Below are 17,142 nucleotides of genomic sequence, written 5' to 3'. Positions count from 1 at the left end.
CAGCAACGTCGAGCGCACCGCCGCTCTTGCTCCGTGGATCGAGCACTACAACACTCAGCGCCGCCACAGCGCACTTGGTGGACGCCCGCCGATCAGCCGACTGGCACCAACCTGATGGCCCGGTACATCTAGGCCGGGTCCAGGGCGCGCAGCGCTCGGGCGACGTCGCCGGGGTCGGCGCCGAGGTCCCGGCGGCCGAGCAGCACCAGCTCGCCGTCCCCGTCCGGTCCGGCGGCGGTGTCCAGCTCCAGCAGCCGGGAGCGCAGCCCCCACCGGCGGGTGTCGCGCACCCGCACCTGCAGCCGGGCCCACGGCAGCAGGGTCGTGCCGCCCAGCCGGCGGACGGCGACGCCCTCCGGACCGGCGGCCAGCCGCGGGCGCAGCAGGCGGTCGCGTGCGGACAGGGCGAGCAGCAGGACGGCGGCCGCGCCGACCAGCACCCGGCCGAGCGGGTCCAGGACCACCGTGGCCAGGCCCAGGACGACGCCTGCCGCCGCCAGGACCGCCGTCTCCCCGGTGCGCGGCGACCACTCCACGCCGTCCAGCCTCCCAGGAGGAGGACCCCGTCCCCCTCACGCCTCGGGGGAGGACTCCCTGCCCCCCACTCGCGGGCTCGCGCCAGGGCCCGTCCAGAGGCTCGCCGCGAGCGTGCGAGCGGTGAGGAGGACGGGGTCCTCCTGCCTGCGGGGAGCCTGCGAGCCTCTGGACGGGGCCAGCCGCTCCGATGCGTGGACGTCCTACGATCGCGCCACGGTGGGCGGAACGCCGCCCACGTCGACGAGGAGTGGTCATGCGAGATGCCGTCATCTGCGCCGCGGTGCGCACCCCGGTGGGCAAGCGGGGCGGTGGGCTGTCCGGAGTGCACGCCGTGGACCTGTCGGCCACCGTGCTGGACGCGCTGGTCGAGCGCACCGGCCTCGACCCGGCCGTGGTCGAGGACGTGTTCTGGGGCTGCGTGAGCCAGGTCGGCGAGCAGACCTTCAACATCGCCCGCAACGCCGTCCTGGCCGCGGGCTGGCCGGAGTCGGTGCCCGGGGCGACGATCGACCGGCAGTGCGGCTCCTCGCAGCAGGCGGTGGCCTTCGCCGCCGCCACGGTCATCAGCGGGCAGGCCGACGTCGTGGTCGCCGGTGGCGTCGAGTCGATGAGCCGGGTGCCGATGGGAGCCGCCCGTGCGGACGGCCTGGCGGGCAAGCCGTTGGGGCCGCGCTTCCTCGAGCGCTACGGCGGGGTCTTCCCCAACCAGGGCATCGGCGCGGAGATGATCGCCGAGCGCTGGGGCTTCTCCCGCACCCAGCTCGACGAGTACTCCCTCGCCTCGCACGAGAAGGCGGCCAAGGCCCAGGCCGACGGCGCCTTCGAGGAGGAGATCGTCCCGGTGACCACACCGGACGGCACCGTGGTCAGCGCCGACGAGGGGATCCGGCCCGGCGGCACCCTGGAGAAGCTCGCCACGCTCAAGACCCCGTTCAAGGAGGACGGCGTCATCAGCGCCGGCAACGCCAGCCAGATCTCCGACGGGTCGGCCGCGCTGCTGGTCACCACCTCGGAGAAGGCCCGTGAGCTCGGCCTGCGCCCGCTGGTGCGCGTCCACACGACGGTCATGGCCGGCGATGACCCGGTCATCATGCTGACCGCCCCCATCCCGGCCACCCACAAGGTGCTGCAGCGCTCGGGCCTGTCGGTCGACGACATCGAGGTGTTCGAGGTCAACGAGGCGTTCGCGCCGGTGCCGCTGGCCTGGCAGGTCGAGACCGGGGCCGACGCCGACCGGCTCAACCCCCGGGGCGGCGCGATCGCGCTGGGTCACCCGCTGGGCGGGTCCGGCGCCCGGATCATGACGACGCTCGTCCACACCATGCAGGCCACCGGCGCCCGCTACGGCCTGCAGACGATGTGCGAGGGCGGCGGGATGGCGAACGCGACCGTCCTGGAGCTGCTCACCTCCTGATCCACAGGCCCCTGTCGACGGCCCCCGGTCCCCCGTGGACCGGGGGCCGTCGTCGTCCGGGGGACGGCGTCGTGGGAGATCGGGATCTGCCGTGGTCAGGCCGCGTGTCGCGCTACCACAGGGCGGGTGGGACGGCGAACGCAGGGCTGCCGCCATGTCGACTCGTCCACAGTTGTGTGCACAGCTGGGGATGGACTCACAGGCCTGTAGTTACCGGGGTGCCCTTCTCGTCACTTCCGTCCCACCCGTGATGAACCTGCAGGTCAGCGCCGTGCGGTCGAACAGGCGTTCTCCACACGTCGTGGACAACCCTGGGGGTTCAGCGCTTTGTCGACCTGTGGACAGCGTCGAGCCGCTGTGCACAACGCCGCGTGTGGACAACACTGTGTGTATCCGGTCAGTGACAGACGAGAGGCCCCCGTCCCGGGTGGGACGAGGGCCTCGTCGAGGGGTGGCAACCCTCTCCTGCGCACCGCCCCGTGCGTGGGGAGGGCGGGCAGGAGGGTCCTCCTCAGCGCCAGCGCATCGACATGACCAGGCCGGCCACCATGAGGCCGAAGCCGATCAGGAAGTTCCAGGCGTTGAGCGCCGACATGAACGGGATCCGGTCGCCGGCGACGTAGAACACGACGATCCACAGCAGCCCCAGCAGCATGAGGGTGACCATGACCGGGGCGTACCAGCGCGGGCTGGGCTGGAGTGCCCGCGCGCTCGTCGTCCCGGACTGCAGGGTGCCCTGCGGCGGCGTGTAGACCGACTTCTTGCGCACCTTGGACTTGGGCACCGATGGACTCCCTCCGGGGCCGGTCCGTCGCGACCGGCCGTGACGGTTCCCCAGCCTAAGCTGCGGATGTGGCCACAGCCCGCACCCTGCGCCCACGGATGACCCGTGGGGGTACCGCGTGGGCCGCCCTGGTGCCCGTGGTGGCGCTGGCGGCCGGGCTGCTGTTCGCGACGTCCAGCCAGACCGCCCAGGGCACGGACCTGCGCGGCGGGGAGGCCACCGAGCTCTCCGCCCTCATCCCCGCCCGGGAGGACGTCGTCGCCCAGCAGGAGGAACAGCTGGAGGCGCTGCAGGCCCAGGTGCAGGCCCTCACCGACCAGGCCGCGTCCCGCGACGGCGACGTGGCGGCCGCCCGCGACGCCGGGCAGGCCGGGGCTCTCTCGGCCGGTCTGGTGGCCCTCACCGGTCCCGGTGTGCAGATCACCCTGGACGACGCCCCGCGGCGGCCCGACGGCTCGCTGCCCATCGGCGCCCAGCCCGACGACGTCGTCATCCACCAGTCCGACGTGCAGGCCGTCGTGAACGCCGTGTGGGCCTCCGGTGCGGACGCGGTGGCCATCATGGACCAGCGGCTGATCGCGACCAGCGCGGTCCGCTGCGTCGGCAACGTCCTGCTGCTGCACGGCCGCACCTGGTCGCCGCCGTTCGTGGTCACCGCCGTCGGCGACGCCGACGCGATCCGCGCCCAGCTGGCCGCCTCCCCGCAGGTGCAGGTGTTCCAGCAGGCGGTCGAGGACTACGGCCTGGGCTTCGCCGTCCAGGAGCGCGGCGAGCTCACGCTGCCGGCCTACGACGGCCAGCCGGCGATGGAGTACGCCACAGCCGCTGCCGGCTGAGGCCCCGTGCACGGCCCCGGCCCGGTCCAGAGGCTCGCCGCGAGCTCGCGAGCGGTGAGGAGGACGGGGTCCTTTTGGTACACAGGGACCGTGAGCCGTCCCGTCCTCGTCGTCGACAACTTCGACAGCTTCGTCTACAACCTGGTGCAGTACCTGGGCCAGTTGGGCGTCGAGTGCGTCGTCCGGCGCAACGACGCCGTCACCGTCGACGAGCTGCCCGACCTCGACGTCGCCGGGGTGCTGCTCTCCCCGGGCCCGGGGACGCCGGCCGACGCCGGGGTGACCGTGCCGATGGTGCGGGCCGCCGCCGAGGCCGGGACGCCGGTCCTGGGCGTGTGCCTGGGCCACCAGGCGATCGGTGAGGCGTTCGGTGCGGAGGTCGTCCGCGCACCCGAGCTGCTGCACGGCAAGACCAGCCAGGTGGTGCACGAGGGCGCCGGCGTGCTGGCCGGGCTGCCCTCCCCCTTCACCGCCACCCGCTACCACTCGCTGGCCGTCGACCGCGACACCGTGCCCGCCGAGCTCGAGATCACCGGGACGACGCCCTCGGGCATCGTCATGGCACTGCGGCACCGGGAGCTGCCCATCGAGGGCGTGCAGTTCCACCCCGAGTCGGTGCTCACCGAGGGCGGCCACCGGATGCTCGCCACCTGGCTGGAGGCCTGCGGCCTGGCGCCGGACCCGGCCACCGTCGAGGCGGCCAGCGCCGCGGCCCACCGGCTCACCACGGTCGCCACGACGGCCTAGGGGAGGGACTCCCGCCCCCGCCGTTCGCGGACTCGGGACGGGCCTCTGGACGAGGACTGTCCCCACAGCAGCAGGGCCCCTCCCCGTGCGGGGGAGGGGCCCTGCTGTCGTTCTGCGGCTAGCCCGTGGGTCCCACGCCGCTGTTGTTGCCGGCACCGCCGCTGTTGTTGCCGCCACCGCCGGGTGTCGTGGGCGGCACCCGGACGACCACCGCGATCGGGTCGTTCGCGGCCGCCTGGCTACCGGCCGGCGGTCGGGTGCCCAGGATCGCGGTCACCTGCGACAGGTTGGCGACCACGGCCCCCTGCTCGTCGATCACGCTGACGTCGGTGAAGCCGGCGGCGCGCAGTGCGTCGCGGGCTGCCGTGGCGGAGTTCTGGGTCGTCACATCCGGCACGGTGATCAGCGGGTCCTCGGCCGGCTCCGACGGGCCGCTGGAGACCTGCAGGGTGATCGGGTCGCCCGCGGAGGCCTGCTCGCCGGCGGAGGGGTCGGTCTCGATGACCGTGCCCTCGGGCTGCTGGGACTCGACCTGCTCGGTGGTGACGTTGGTGAAGCCGGCGCCCCGCAGCGTCTGGGTGGCCGCCGCCTGCTGCTGGCCGGTGACGTCGGGCACCTCGGCGTCGCCGTCGGACACCTGCAGGGTCACCGTGGTGCTCGGGTCGACCGACTGCCTCTCGCCGGGGCTGACGTCGACGACCTGGTCGGCGGGCGCCAGCGAGTCGATCTCCTCGGTCTCCACGCTGTCGAAGCCCGCGTTCTGCAGGGTGTTCTCGGCGCGGTCGACGTCCAGGCCGATCACTGCCGGGACCTCGACGGTGCCCGGCCCGACGCCGACGGTCAGGCGGACCGCGCTGCCCGGGTCGACCTGGGTGCCGCTGGACGGATCGGTGCCCAGGACGGTGCCCTCCTGGGACTCGTCCTGGGTGACCTGCTGGGTCACCTCGCCGACGGTCAGCCCGGCGTCGGTGAGCTGCTGCTCGGCCGCGGCCTGCTGCTGCCCGACCACGTTGGGCACCGGCACCTGCGTGGCCGTGGGCTCGGCCGCCGGCTGGTCGTCCCCGGCGTTGACCAGCAGCGCCACGGCGATCACGCCGCCGAGGATCAGCACGCCGGCGATGACCGCGGCGATGATCCGGTTGCGCCGGCGCTTGCCGGCGTCGTCGTCCTCGTCGTCCCAGTTGCCGTCGCCGTACCCGCCGGGCGGGGCGCCGATGATGGCGGTCTTCTCGGCGTCGCCCATCACCGGCGTGGCCTCGACCCGCTGGCCGGCCAGGGCCCGCAGCAGGTCGTTGCGCATGTCCGCGGCCGACTGGTAGCGGTTCGCCGGGTTCTTGCTCAGCGCCTTGAGCAGGATGGCGTCGAGGTCGGCCGGGATCGCCGGGTTGACCGACGACGGCAGCTTCGGGTCCTCGCGCACGTGCTGGTAGGCCACCGAGACCGGCGAGTCGCCGGTGAACGGCGGCGCTCCGGTGACCAGCTCGTAGAGCAGGCAGCCGACCGAGTAGACGTCCGAGCGGGCGTCGACGCTCTCGCCGCGGGCCTGCTCGGGGGAGAGGTACTGGGCGGTCCCTATCACCGCGGCCGTGGAGGTCATGGTCGCGGCCGAGTCCGACACCGCACGGGCGATGCCGAAGTCCATGACCTTGACCGTGCCCTGGGGGGTGACCATCACGTTGCCGGGCTTCACGTCGCGGTGCACGATGCCGTTGCGGTGGCTGAAGTCCAGCGCGGCGCAGATGTCGGCCGCGAAGGTCATCGCCCGCTCCGGGGAGAGCACGCCCTCCCGGCGCAGCACGTCGCGCAGGGTCTCGCCCTCGACGTACTCCATGACGATGTACGGGGTCGCGCCGCTCGACGTCCGGTCCTCGCCGGTGTCGTAGACCGAGACGATCGCCGGGTGGTTCAGCGAGGCCGCCGCCTGCGCCTCGCGGCGGAAGCGGACCTGGAAGGAGGGGTCGCGCGCGAGGTCGCTGCGCAGGACCTTGACCGCCACCTCGCGGCCGAGGCGCAGGTCGCGGCCGCGGTGCACCTCGGCCATGCCGCCGCGACCGAGCACCCCGCCGATCTCGTAGCGCTCACCGAGCACCTGGGGCGTGGTCATCGGAGGTCCTCTCGGGCGGTGCGGTCCTGCGTCCGGGCGGGACCCGGCGGGGCGCAGCGGACGGGTGGGCCGGCGGGCAGCGTAACCGCTGCGACCGCCAGGACCCGGACGGCGCGAGGGGAGCGGCTCACGCCGCCGGATCCGCTTCCCCAGCCACCTGCTGGCGGTTCTGCGCGTTGCCGGCCGGTGGCTCGGCTGTGTCACGTGGGGGCACGGTCGCCGTCGGCGTGTTGCCGGGCAGCGTCGGTGTCACCGACGGGGTGGACGTCGGCTCGGAGGTGGGCGTCGGCCGGTTGCGGGTCGGCCGGGTGTTCCCGTCGGTGTCCTCGCCGTCGTTCCCGCTGTCCTCGTCGCCGCCGGGACCGCTGGCCGTCGTCGGGGCCGGAGCAGCGGTCGTCCGGGGCGGGGCCTGGGTGGTCGGGACCGCGGGAGACTCGTCGTCCCCGGTGCCGGTGTCCCCGTCGCCGGTGTCGGGCGCGTAGTCCGCAGCGGCGTAGAAGAGGGTCACGGTGTCGCCGGGCGGGACATCGGTGTTCGCCGGGTCGGTGGTGACGACGTCGCCCTCGTCCAGCGGCTGTCCGAGCGTAGCCAGCTGCGCGGCACTGGCCGCGTCGGTCTCGACCTGCAGGCCCGCGGCACGCAGCAGGTCCGCGACGTCATCGACGTTGTCCCCGACGTAGTCGTCGGTCGCGACGAAGAACGTCCCCGGCGCCGCGCTGGAGGCCGTGCTCGGTGCCGCGGTGGTGGGGGCGGCACCGGTCCCCGTCGAGCCGTCGTCCCCGCTGCCCGAGAGGGCCCACAGCCCGCCGCCCACCAGCGCGAGCAGCAGCAGGCCGGCGACCAGCCACACCCAGGGCTTGCGGCGGCGGTCGCCGTCCGCAGGCGGCGCGGTGTGCCGGCCGCGCTCGTCGTCGTCCTCGGTGCGGCGCAGGGGCGGCATGGCGCCCACCGAGGTGCGTGCCCCGGTGACGGCGGCCCCGCCGGCGGACGCGGCGCCCAGCACCTGGGTGCGCGAGTCGGCGAGGTCGTCGACGACCTCGGTCTGCGCCGTGGGCGCGGCGCCCACCGGGTACGGCGGCGTCGTGGCGGGCCCGGCGGCCCGGTGGGCGGGGGAGGTGCCGTTGCCGGACGCCACCGACCGGATCGCGGCGGCGAAGGCGGCGCCGTCGGGGAAGCGGTCGGCCGGGTCCTTGGCCAGGGCGCGCTCGATCAGCAGCCGCACCGCCGGGGGCACGTTCGCCGGCAGGGGCGGCGGCTGGCGGTTGATGTGCGCCAGCGCCACCGCGACCTGCGACGTCCCGTCGAACGGCCGGCCGCCGGTCAGGCACTCGTATCCCACGACACCGAGGGAGTAGACGTCGGAGGCGGCGGTGACCTCGAAGCCCTGCGCCTGCTCGGGGGAGAGGTACTGGGCGGTGCCGACGACCATGCCGGTGCGGGTCAGCGGTGTGGCGTCGCGGGCCCGGGCGATGCCGAAGTCGGTCAGCTTCACCACGCCGTCGGGGCGCACGATGAGGTTGCCCGGCTTGATGTCGCGGTGGACGACGCCGGCGTGGTGGGCCGCCGAGAGCCCGTCGGCGGCCTGGCCGAGGACGTGCAGCGTCCAGTCGACCGGGAGCTTGCCCTCCTCGTGGAGGATCGTGACCAGCGGCTTGCCCTCGACCAGCTCCATGACGAGGAAGGCCAGCCGGGCGCCGCGCTCGTCCTCGGTCTCGCCGTAGTCGTAGACCGAGGCGATGTTGGGGTGGGACAGCGCAGCGGTGTGCCGCGCCTCGTTGCGGAAGCGGGCCACGAAGCTCGGGTCGCCGGTGAACTCGCTGCGGAGCACCTTGGCGGCGACCTCGCGGTCGAGGACGCGGTCGCGGGCACGCCACACCTCGCCCATGCCGCCCGTGGCGATGGGTGCGGTGATCTCGTAGCGCCCGGCGAGGATCGTCCCGGTCGACAGTGTCATCAGCCGCCCTGCCCGTCGAGGTAGGCCTGCATGACGTCCCGGGCGATGGGGGCGGAGACGTCGCCGCCCGTGCCGCCGCCGTTGGCCACGAAGACCGCCACGGCGATCTGCGGGTCGTCGGCCGGCGCGAACCCGATGAACCAGTTGTGGTCGGGGCCGGCGTTCTCCGCCGTCCCGGTCTTGCCCGCGACGGTGACGCCGGGGATCCGCGCGCGCCGGCCGCTGCCGTTCTCCACGACGCTGGTCATCATCTCGGTCAGCTGGTCGGCGACGTCGGCCGAGACCGGCTCGCTGAGCTCCTCGGGGTCGGTCTGGTCGATGACCGACAGGTCCGGGGCACGGACCTGGTCGACGAGGTAGGGGCTCATCAGCGTCCCGTCGTTGGCCACCGCGGAGGCGATCATCGCCGCCTGCAGCGGGGTGAGCTGCACGTCCTGCTGACCGATCGAGCTGACCCCGAGCGCCGCGTCGGTCTCGATCTCCCCGAGCGTGCTCTCCGACACGGGCAGCGGGATCTCGAGGGGGTCGCCGCCGATGCCGAACGCCTCGGCCGTCTCCCGCACCCGGTCCTCGCCGAGGTCGATGCCCAGCTGGGCGAAGGCGGTGTTGCAGGAGATGGTCAGCGCCTCGAGCAGGCTCTGCCGGCCGCTGGGGTCGCAGGCCGAGCCGCCGAAGTTCTCCAGCGCCGTCCTGGTGCCGGGCAGGACGAGCTCCTGCGGCGCCGGGACGACGGTGTCGGGCGTGTACTGGCCGCTGGAGAGCGCGGCGGCGGAGACGACCACCTTGAAGATCGACCCCGGCTCGTAACGGGCGTTGATGGCCCGGTTGAGCCGGGGGTCGATCTCCATGCCGTCGAGCTGCGCGGCGTAGTCGCGGATCGCGGCCGGCTCGTGGCTGGAGAGCTGGTTCGGGTCGTACGTCGGGGTGCTCGCCATGCCCAGCACCGCCCCGGTCGAGGGGTCGAGGGCGACGACCGCGCCGGTGACGCCGTCGAGCCCGGCCATCGCCGTCTCCTGCACCGCGGGGTCCAGGGTCAGGACGACGTCGCCGCCGGAGGGGTCCCGCCCGGTGAACAGGTCGGCCAGGCGCCGGGTGAACAGCCGGGCGTCGTCGCCGGAGAGCACGTCGTCGGCCGCCCGCTCGATCTGGGCGTTGCCGTAGACCAGCGAGTAGTAGCCGGTGACCGGGGCGTACACCGGGCCGTTCGCGTACTGCCGCAGGTAGGTGAGCTGGTCGTCGGTCGGGACGGAGTTGGCGACCTCGGTGCCGCCGGCCACGATCGAGCCCCGCTCGCTGTCGTACTCCTCCACGAGCACGCGGGTGTTGCGGCCGTCGGAGCGCAGCTCGTCGGAGCGGACCACCTGGATGACGTTGACGTTGACGATCAGCAGCGTGAAGAGCACGAGCACGCTGATCGCGACGCGGCGCAGAGGGGCGTTCACGTCTGCACCACCTCGGTCGGGGCGTCACCGAGCGCGGGCTTGGGCGGCCCGGTGGGGGCGGCCGGACGGCGTGCGGCGTCGCTGATCCGCACCAGGACGGCGACCAGGACGAAGTTGGCCACCAGCGACGAGCCGCCGTAGGCGAGGAACGGCGTGGTCAGGCCGGTCAGCGGCAGCAGGCCGGTGACCCCGCCGAGGACGACGAACACCTGCCAGGCGATGGTGAAGGACAGGCCGGCCGCCAGCAGCTTGCCGAACGCGTCGCGGCAGATCAGCGACGTGCGCAGCCCGCGCTCGACCAGCACCAGGTAGACGATGATCACCGCGACCAGGCCGAACAGGCCCAGCTCCTCGCCGACCGCGGCGGCGATGAAGTCGCTCTTGGCCACCGGCACCTGGTCGGGGCGGCCACCGCCGAGCCCGGCGCCGAACAGCCCTCCGGTGCCCAGGCCGAACAGCGCCTGGGCCACCTGGAAGCCGGAGCCGTCGTAGTACGCGAAGGGGTCCAGCCAGGAGTCGACGCGCTGCTGCACGTGGCCGAAGAGCTGGTAGGCGACGAGCGCGCCCCCGGCGAACAGGCCCAGGCCGATGAGCAGCCAGCTGGCCCGCTCGGTGGCCACGTAGAGCATGACGACGAAGATGCCGAACAGCAGCAGCGAGCTGCCCAGGTCGCGCTCGAAGACCAGCACGAGGATCGACAGCCCCCAGGCCACCAGGACCGGCCCGAGGTCGCGGCCGCGCGGGAGCTCCAGGCCCATGACGCGGCGGCTGGCCAGCGCCAGGACGTCGCGCTTGTCGACGAGGTAGGCGGCGAAGAAGACCGTCAGGCAGATCTTGGCGAACTCGCCGGGCTGGATGCTGAAGCCGGCCAGCCGGATCCAGATCTTGGCGCCGTTGACCTCCGAGAGGGACGACGGCAGCACGGCCGGGATGGCCAGCAGCACCAGGCCGACGAGGGCCAGCGTGTAGGCGAACCGGGACAGCAACCGGTGGTCGCGCAGCACCAGCAGCACGCCGACGAACAGGACCAGGCCCAGCGTGGCCCACACCAGCTGGACGGGGGCGTCCTCCCGGCTGACCGCGCTGTCGGCCTGCTGGGCGGCCAGGTCGAGGCGGTGGATGAACGACAGCCCGAGGCCCACCAGCAGGGCGACCGCGGGCAGCAGCAGCGGGTCGGCGTAGGGCGCCCACCGGCGGACGACGAGGTGGGCGGCGGTCCACAGCGCGGTGAACCACACCCCGAAGGTCGCCAGCTCGGTGGTCAGCGAGCCGGTGACCGTGAGGTCGACGATCGCCTGCGCGACCAGCGTGATCAGGACGGCGAAGCCGAGCAGGGCCAGCTCGGTGTTGCGGCGCTTGGGCGGGTTCGCCGTCCCCGGCGCCGCGGCGCGGGGGTCGGTCGTGGGGCCGGACGTCACTTGGCCTCCCGGCAGTCCACCCCGGGCTCGTACGTCCTCGTCGGCTGCGTCGACGTCGGCCCGGGGGTCGTCGGCTCGGGGGTCGTCGGTTCGGGCGGGACGGGGGCGGCGTCGGTCGGCGCCGCACCGTCCGGAGCCGGCGCGGCGGAGGGCGACGCGGGCGCGGTCGGCTGGACCGGTGCCGGCTCGACGTCCTCCTCGGCGGGGCACAGCGGCAGCCGCTGCTCACGCAGCGTGGACACGATGCGCCGGGCGTGCTCGCCGTCGGTGGCGTCGATGCCACGCTGCACCTTGCTGGCGGCTGCCGGCGTGAGGTCGGCGACGGGGAGGTCGGTGACGTCGGAGACCTGGTTGAGGTCCATGCCCAGCAGCGAGGTGTCCAGCCCGCGGAAGACGGTCACGCGCGCGCCGTCCCCGGTGTCCTGCACCGCGACGAACCAGTTGGACAGCACCCACAGGTAGGCGCCCACGGCGGCGGCAGCCAGCAGGACGACGGCGGCGAGCGCGCCGAGCACCCGCCGGCGCCCGCGACGGGGCGGTGGCGCGGCCGCCATCGGTGCCGCCGACGCGGGGGGCTCCGGTCGCGGGTCGGCCAGCGCGGCCCGCCCGGCGGCCGAGCGCGGGTCGACCGCGCGCTGCCCGACGTTGTCGCCCGCGGCACCGTCGACCACCGGCTCGACCGGGTAGGTGCCCTCACCGCCGTCCTCCACGACGTCGGCCACGATCACCGTGATGTTGTCCGGCCCGCCGCTGCGCAGCGCCAGCTCCACCAGCCGGTCGGCGGTCGACTGCGGGTCGGGGTCCTGCAGGGCCTCGGCGAGCGTCTCCTCGCTGACCACGCCGGACAGGCCGTCGGAGCAGAGCAGGTAGCGGTCGCCGGCGCGGGCCTCGCGCATCGACAGGTCGGGGTCGACGTCCTGCCCGTTGAGCGCGCGCAGCAGCAGCGAGCGCTGCGGGTGGTGGTTGGCCTCCTCGGGCGTGATCCGCCCGTCGTCGATCAGCGTCTGCACGAACGTGTCGTCGTGGGTGATCTGCTGCAGGACGCCGTCGCGCAGCAGGTAGGCGCGGGAGTCGCCGACGTGGCACAGCGCCAGCCGGCCGCCGGCGAACAGGACGGCGGTGAGCGTGGTGCCCATGCCCTCCAGCTGCGGGGACTCGCGGATCACCTCGCGCAGGTGCTCGCTGCCGTCGAAGACCGCCTCGCGCAGCGCCTGCAGCATGTCGCCGCTGGGCGCGTCGTCGTCCAGGTGCTCGAGGGCGGCGATGACCACCTTGCTGGCGACGTCGCCGGCCGCGTGGCCGCCCATGCCGTCGGCCACGGCGAGCAGCCGGGGCCCGGCGTAGACCGAGTCCTGGTTGTTGCCGCGGACCAGGCCGCGGTCGGACCGGGCCGCGTAGCGCAGCGCGAGGCTCATCGGGGTCGGCTCCCCCGGGGGCGGCGGGTCACGAGCGCAGCTCCAGCGCGGTCTGCCCGATGCGGATCGGCTGACCCGGCGCGACGAGCAGCGGCCCCTGGACGCGCTGCTGGTCGAGGTAGGTGCCGTTGGTGGAGCCGAGGTCCTCGACGTACCACTGGCCGCCGCGGTTGGTCAGCCGGGCGTGCCGGGAGCTGGCGAAGTCGTCGGTGAGCACCAGGGTCGAGTCGTCGGCGCGGCCGATGAGGATCGGCTGATCGCCCAGCGTGATCTTCGTGCCGGTGAGCGGGCCGGCGGTGACGACGAGGGTCTTGGGGGCGCCGCGGGTCTTCTTCCTCCCCGGGGTGGCGGCGCGCGGCGGCACCGAGGCCACCCGTCCGGCGCGGCCGCCGAACAGGTCGGCCCGGACCACCCGGAAGGCGGCGAAGATGAACAGCCACAACAGCAGGAGGAAGCCGAAGCGGAAGATCTGCAGGACGATCTCGGCCGTCACGCGTCCGCCTCGCTGGTGCTCGTCGGCCGCGTGCCGGGGCGTGCTCTGCTCATGCGTGACCTCGCGAGCCCGGTCACGTCCCGTCCTGCCGGTAGACCAGCACCGAGTGTCCGATGCGGATGACGTCCCCGTCGGCGAGCGGCTGACGGGTGATCCGCCGGCCGTTGACCAGGGTGCCGTTGGTCGAGCCGAGGTCCTCGGCGATCGCCGTCCCGTTGTCCAGGACGACGTCGACGTGCTTGCGGCTCACACCGGTGTCGGGCAGCCGGATGTCGGCGTCCGTGCCGCGGCCGATCACGTTGCGCCCGGTCGTCAGCTCGTGCCGCGTACCGGGGCCGTCGACCAGCAGGACGTGGGTGACGCCGGGCTTGGCGCCGGCGCGGCCGACCACCGCAGAGGGCGCCTGCCGGCCGGTGTCGGTGGCCATGCGGCCCTGCAGCGGGGGCAGCGGGGGGACCGCGCCGCTGCGGGGGCCGACCGGCTCGTCGGGGCGCGGGCCCGGCTTCGCCGACGGGTCGGCGACGTGCGAGCTGACCTCGAAGACGCCCGTGGGCAGCTGCTCGTCGCGCTCCAGGCGCACCTGGACGGCGTCGAAGACCTGGTAGCCCTCGCCCTCGATGTGCTCGGTGACCATGTCGGCGAGCTGGGCGGCCAGCTGCTCGGACCACTCGGCGAGGTGCTCGTGGTCGGTGGGGCCCAGCCGGACGTCGTAGATGTTGGGCGCGAGGACCCGGCCCTCGCCCATCACCGCGCGCTGCTCGTCGGCCTCGCGGGTCAGGGCCTTGGCGATCTCGGCCGGGTGGACCTTGCCCTTGAAGATCCGGGCGAAGGCCAGTCCGACCATGCCCTCGAGTCGCCGCTCGAAGCGCTGCAGCACACCCACAGTCGCTCCCTTGCGCTCGCGCGGTCGTCCGGTCTGCCACCGATGATCGTAGCCGTCCGCGGAGCGGCCAGCCGTGGACCGACTCACGTTCCGGGGAGCGCGGCAGACCCCCGGGGAGGACGACCGACCCCCTGCCCGGGTTCCGCCGCGGCGGCTGCTACTGTCGTTCCTCGCCAGGGCAAGTGGCGGAATGGCAGACGCGCACGGTTCAGGTCCGTGTGTCCGGAAGGACGTGGGGGTTCAACTCCCCCCTTGCCCACACCGACAGCGAGGCCCCGGGGGACACCCCGGGGCCTCGCTGCTGTCGTGGTCCCGCCGCCCCGCCTGGTGGCTCAGCGGTCGGCGGGGACGGCGCCCACGGTCGGCCGGCGCAGGGCCGCCGCGTCGGCCGGGGGCAGGGGACGGGACAGCAGGTAGCCCTGCGCCTGGTCGCACGACTGGCCCTTGAGCCACTCCACCTGCTCGACCTCCTCCACGCCCTCGGCCACCACGGTGAGCCCGAAGGTGTGCGCGGCGCGGATCATGAGGGCCACGAGCTCCGGGTGCCCGGGCTGCGTCGAGGCGACGAAGCTGCGGTCGATCTTGAGGGTGTCCACCGGCATGTTCCCCAGCTGGCCGATCGAGGTGTAGCCGGTGCCGAAGTCGTCGATCGCGATCGTGATGCCCTGCTTCCGCAGCGCGGCGAGGTGGCCGAACGCGACGGGCTCGTTGACCAGCACGGTCTCGGTGACCTCCAGCACGAGCAGCCGGGGCGGGAGACCGGACGCCGCCAGGGCGTCCGCGACGTCCTGGAGGATGCGCCGGTCGGCGAGGTGCCGGCCGGAGACGTTCACCGCGACGGTGGGCTCGGGCTCACCGGGCTCGACCGGGTCCTCGACCCGCCACTCCGCCAGCTGGCGGGTCGCCTCGTGCAGCACCCAGCGGTCCAGCTCGCAGACCAGGCTGCTCTCCTCGGCCACGGGGATGAAGTCGTTGGGCGGCACCATCCCCACGCCCGGTCGCTCCCAGCGCACCAGGGCCTCGTAGCCCTTCAGCCGACCGGCGGACAGGTCGAGCACGGGCTGGTAGTGCAGCCGCATCTCGCCGGCGGCCAGGCCGGCGGCGATCGCGGCCTCCATCTCGGAGCGGGCGCTCAGCTGCAGGCGCAGCGCCTCGTCGAACATCTCCGCCCGGCCGCGTCCACGGTCCTTGGCGCGGTAGGCGGCGGTGTCGGCCTCGGCGATGAGCGCGTCGGCGTCGGTGTCCGCGTCGCGGCAGACGGCGATCCCGATGCTGGCGCCGACCCGCACCTGGGAACCGTCGGCGGTGATCGGCTCGCTGACCGATCCGATCAGCCGCTCCGCGAGGCCCTGGAGGTCGCGCTCGGACCCGGCCTCCTCGACGAGGACGACGAACTCGTCCCCACCCAGCCGGCAGACGACGTCCCCGGGACGGACGGTGCTCCTCAGCCGGCGCGCGACCTCCTGCAGCACCTCGTCCCCGGCCGCGTGGCCGTGCCCGTCGTTGACCGCCTTGAAGCCGTCGAGGTCGACGAACAGCAGGCCGGTCATGGAGCCGGAGCGCCGGCCGCGGTGCAGCGCAGCCGTGACCAGGGACAGCGCCTGCGCCCGGTTGGGCAGCTCGGTGAGGGGGTCGTGCGCGGCCTGGTGCGCCAGCGCGGACTGCAGGGTGTCCCGCTGCCGGATGGCGCTGACGAGCTGCTCGACGGACGCGTGGAGGAGCTGCCCGAGTGGCCCGGGGAGGGGCTCGTCCAGGACGGGGTGGGACAGGTCGCCGCGGGCGATGGCACGCGCCTGGTGCTGGATGCGGCGCAGCCCGGCGACGGCCGAGGCGAGGGCCCGGGAGACGGTCCGCACCTCGCGGGGGCCCACGCTCCCCACGTCGACCAGGCTCCCCTGGGTGATGCGCTCGGCCCGGTCGGCGAGCAGGCCGAGGGCGCGGGAGATGCTGCGCCCGACCCACAGGGCGCCGAGCAGCGAGGCCAGCACGAGCCCGGCACCGAGACCCAGGATGAGGTCGCGGTGGCCCGTGGCCCGGTCGCGGTCCGCGGCGGCCAGGTCCTGGGCCCGGTCCACGGCACTGTCCAGGAGGCCGGTCAGGGCGGTGTCGCGGGTCGAGGTCCCGATCACCAGCTGCACCAGGTCCGGGAGGGGCAGCGGAGCCGCGGTGGTGCCGCCGGCCTGCGTGGCCAGCACGCCGTCGACCGTGGTCACCTCGGGGGAGGTGCTGATCTCCTGCCACTCCGCACGCAGGGCGGCCTGGGAGAGCTGGCTCATCGTCTGCTGGGCGTCGGTGTAGGCCGCCCAGTCGGCCCGCCAGTCCTGCCGGAAGTCGGCCGACCGGTCCCAGTCGAGCTGGGCGCCGAAGAAGTTCGGCATCTGGCGGATGGCCGCGGTGACGAGCTCTCCCACCAGCTGGACGTCGCGGGTGGCCGTCAGCGTGGCGACGGGGACCTGCTCGGCCGCGGCCGCGGCGACCGCCTCCCGCTGGGCGGTGCCCAGGTCGTCGAGGAGCGCCAGGTACCGGTCGTAGAGGAGGTCCACGCGCAGGTCGTGGGCGTCCACGTGGGCGCGCAGCTCCGCGACCTCACGGGCGGCGCCGCCCAGGGCGGAGGAGCCGGCGGGATCCGCCGGCGCCGAGCTCAGGACGTCGTCGGTCACCGCCCGGCTCTGCTGCAGCAGGGTCAGGGTCAGCTGACGCTGGGCGGCCACCTGCTCGACGGGCACCCCGAGCTCGGCCGCGCTGGCCGGGTCGTCGATGACCGTCAGGGAGAGCGAGGGGATCATCTCGTGCGCCACCCCGCTGCGGACGGCGTCCAGCTGCGCGACGGCTCCCACGGCCGCCGCGGCGCGTGCGGCGCTGTCGGCGTCGACCACGACGGACCGGACCATCACCGTGGTCAGCCCGGCGACGCCGAGCAGCGGGACGAACACCAGCGCGGTGAGGTACAGCCACAGGGGAGCGCCGCGCCGGGCGGCGTGCTCGGCCGGTGGGCGGGTGGAGCTCATGCCGATCCGGTCGGCGCGTCCCGCGCGGTGGTTGACCGCGCCTCACCCGTGCGGGTGACGGGGACGCCGGGGAGTGCGCCCCGGCACCGGCCGCCGACCGACGCCGG

General features: G+C 74.3%; 14 protein-coding genes and 1 tRNA gene. 5 read left to right on the top strand and 10 right to left on the bottom strand.

The annotated features are described in order from the left end of the window. On the top strand, positions 1–115 hold a 115-nt coding region (locus ACI79G_RS23100; protein ID WP_456881978.1), incomplete at its 5' end, for an integrase core domain-containing protein. 13 nt (positions 116–128) lie between these two features. Here ACI79G_RS23100 and ACI79G_RS23095 read toward each other — a convergent pair. Continuing rightward, entirely contained in the window at positions 129–536 is a 408-nt protein-coding gene (locus ACI79G_RS23095) for a PH domain-containing protein (RefSeq protein WP_456883374.1), read from the bottom strand. A gap of 254 nt (positions 537–790) precedes the next feature. Between ACI79G_RS23095 and ACI79G_RS23090 the strand changes: the two genes are divergently transcribed. Then, positions 791–1,951 carry a thiolase family protein gene (locus tag ACI79G_RS23090; protein ID WP_456883373.1) on the top strand — a complete coding sequence of 387 codons (1,161 nt, stop codon included), beginning with the start codon at positions 791–793 and terminating at the stop codon, positions 1,949–1,951. A gap of 511 nt (positions 1,952–2,462) precedes the next feature. On the opposite strand, the gene crgA is transcribed toward ACI79G_RS23090, so the two are convergent. Further along, positions 2,463–2,735, bottom strand: a complete 273-nt coding sequence (gene crgA / locus ACI79G_RS23085) for a cell division protein CrgA (RefSeq protein WP_456883372.1) — start codon at positions 2,733–2,735, stop codon at positions 2,463–2,465. 98 nt (positions 2,736–2,833) lie between these two features. Here crgA and ACI79G_RS23080 point away from each other — a divergent pair, with 98 nt between their 5' ends. Continuing rightward, on the top strand, positions 2,834–3,571 hold the full coding sequence (locus tag ACI79G_RS23080) for a DUF881 domain-containing protein (RefSeq protein WP_456883371.1): 738 nt from the start codon (positions 2,834–2,836) through the stop codon (positions 3,569–3,571). Positions 3,572–3,661: 90 nt separating this feature from the next. Further along, positions 3,662–4,318 carry an aminodeoxychorismate/anthranilate synthase component II gene (locus ACI79G_RS23075; protein WP_456883370.1) on the top strand — a complete coding sequence of 219 codons (657 nt, stop codon included), beginning with the start codon at positions 3,662–3,664 and terminating at the stop codon, positions 4,316–4,318. Positions 4,319–4,436: 118 nt separating this feature from the next. Here ACI79G_RS23075 and pknB read toward each other — a convergent pair whose 3' ends face one another. The 7 genes from pknB to ACI79G_RS23040 all read right to left on the bottom strand — a co-directional run bounded on the left by pknB (position 4,437) and on the right by ACI79G_RS23040 (position 14,027). After that, the gene (pknB, locus tag ACI79G_RS23070) at positions 4,437–6,422 is read right to left on the bottom strand and encodes a Stk1 family PASTA domain-containing Ser/Thr kinase (RefSeq protein WP_456883369.1); all 1,986 of its coding nucleotides are present in this window, start codon (positions 6,420–6,422) and stop codon (positions 4,437–4,439) included. Between the two features lie 127 nt (positions 6,423–6,549). Further along, on the bottom strand, positions 6,550–8,376 hold the full coding sequence (locus ACI79G_RS23065) for a protein kinase domain-containing protein (protein ID WP_456883368.1): 1,827 nt from the start codon (positions 8,374–8,376) through the stop codon (positions 6,550–6,552). Then, positions 8,376–9,818, bottom strand: a complete 1,443-nt coding sequence (locus ACI79G_RS23060) for a peptidoglycan D,D-transpeptidase FtsI family protein (RefSeq protein WP_456883367.1) — start codon at positions 9,816–9,818, stop codon at positions 8,376–8,378. Before ACI79G_RS23060 ends, ACI79G_RS23065 begins: the two co-directional genes overlap by 1 nt. Further along, entirely contained in the window at positions 9,815–11,236 is a 1,422-nt protein-coding gene (locus ACI79G_RS23055; protein ID WP_456883366.1) for an FtsW/RodA/SpoVE family cell cycle protein, read from the bottom strand. The genes ACI79G_RS23060 and ACI79G_RS23055 overlap by 4 nt, the downstream gene beginning before the upstream one ends. Beyond that, positions 11,233–12,651: a PP2C family protein-serine/threonine phosphatase gene (locus ACI79G_RS23050; protein ID WP_456883365.1), complete on the bottom strand. Its 1,419-nt coding sequence runs from the start codon at positions 12,649–12,651 to the stop codon at positions 11,233–11,235. The genes ACI79G_RS23055 and ACI79G_RS23050 overlap by 4 nt, the downstream gene beginning before the upstream one ends. Before the next feature lie 28 nt (positions 12,652–12,679). Beyond that, on the bottom strand, positions 12,680–13,144 hold the full coding sequence (locus ACI79G_RS23045; RefSeq protein WP_456883364.1) for an FHA domain-containing protein FhaB/FipA: 465 nt from the start codon (positions 13,142–13,144) through the stop codon (positions 12,680–12,682). Positions 13,145–13,217: 73 nt separating this feature from the next. Next, positions 13,218–14,027 (bottom strand): FhaA domain-containing protein, encoded by an 810-nt coding sequence (locus ACI79G_RS23040; protein WP_456883363.1) that lies wholly within the window; start codon positions 14,025–14,027, stop codon positions 13,218–13,220. A 176-nt stretch (positions 14,028–14,203) separates the two neighbouring features. Here ACI79G_RS23040 and ACI79G_RS23035 point away from each other — a divergent pair. Continuing rightward, positions 14,204–14,286 (top strand) — tRNA-Leu (locus ACI79G_RS23035). Between the two features lie 73 nt (positions 14,287–14,359). On the opposite strand, the gene ACI79G_RS23030 is transcribed toward ACI79G_RS23035, so the two are convergent. Beyond that, a complete protein-coding gene (locus ACI79G_RS23030) occupies positions 14,360–17,035 on the bottom strand; it encodes a putative bifunctional diguanylate cyclase/phosphodiesterase (protein ID WP_456883362.1) in 2,676 nt (891 codons plus the stop codon). Positions 17,036–17,142 lie beyond the last annotated feature (107 nt).

The organism is Geodermatophilus sp. SYSU D00779 (assembly GCF_054050595.1).
The sequence above is the reverse complement of the archived record's forward strand: the minus strand, read 5'-3'. Positions and strand labels throughout refer to the sequence as shown.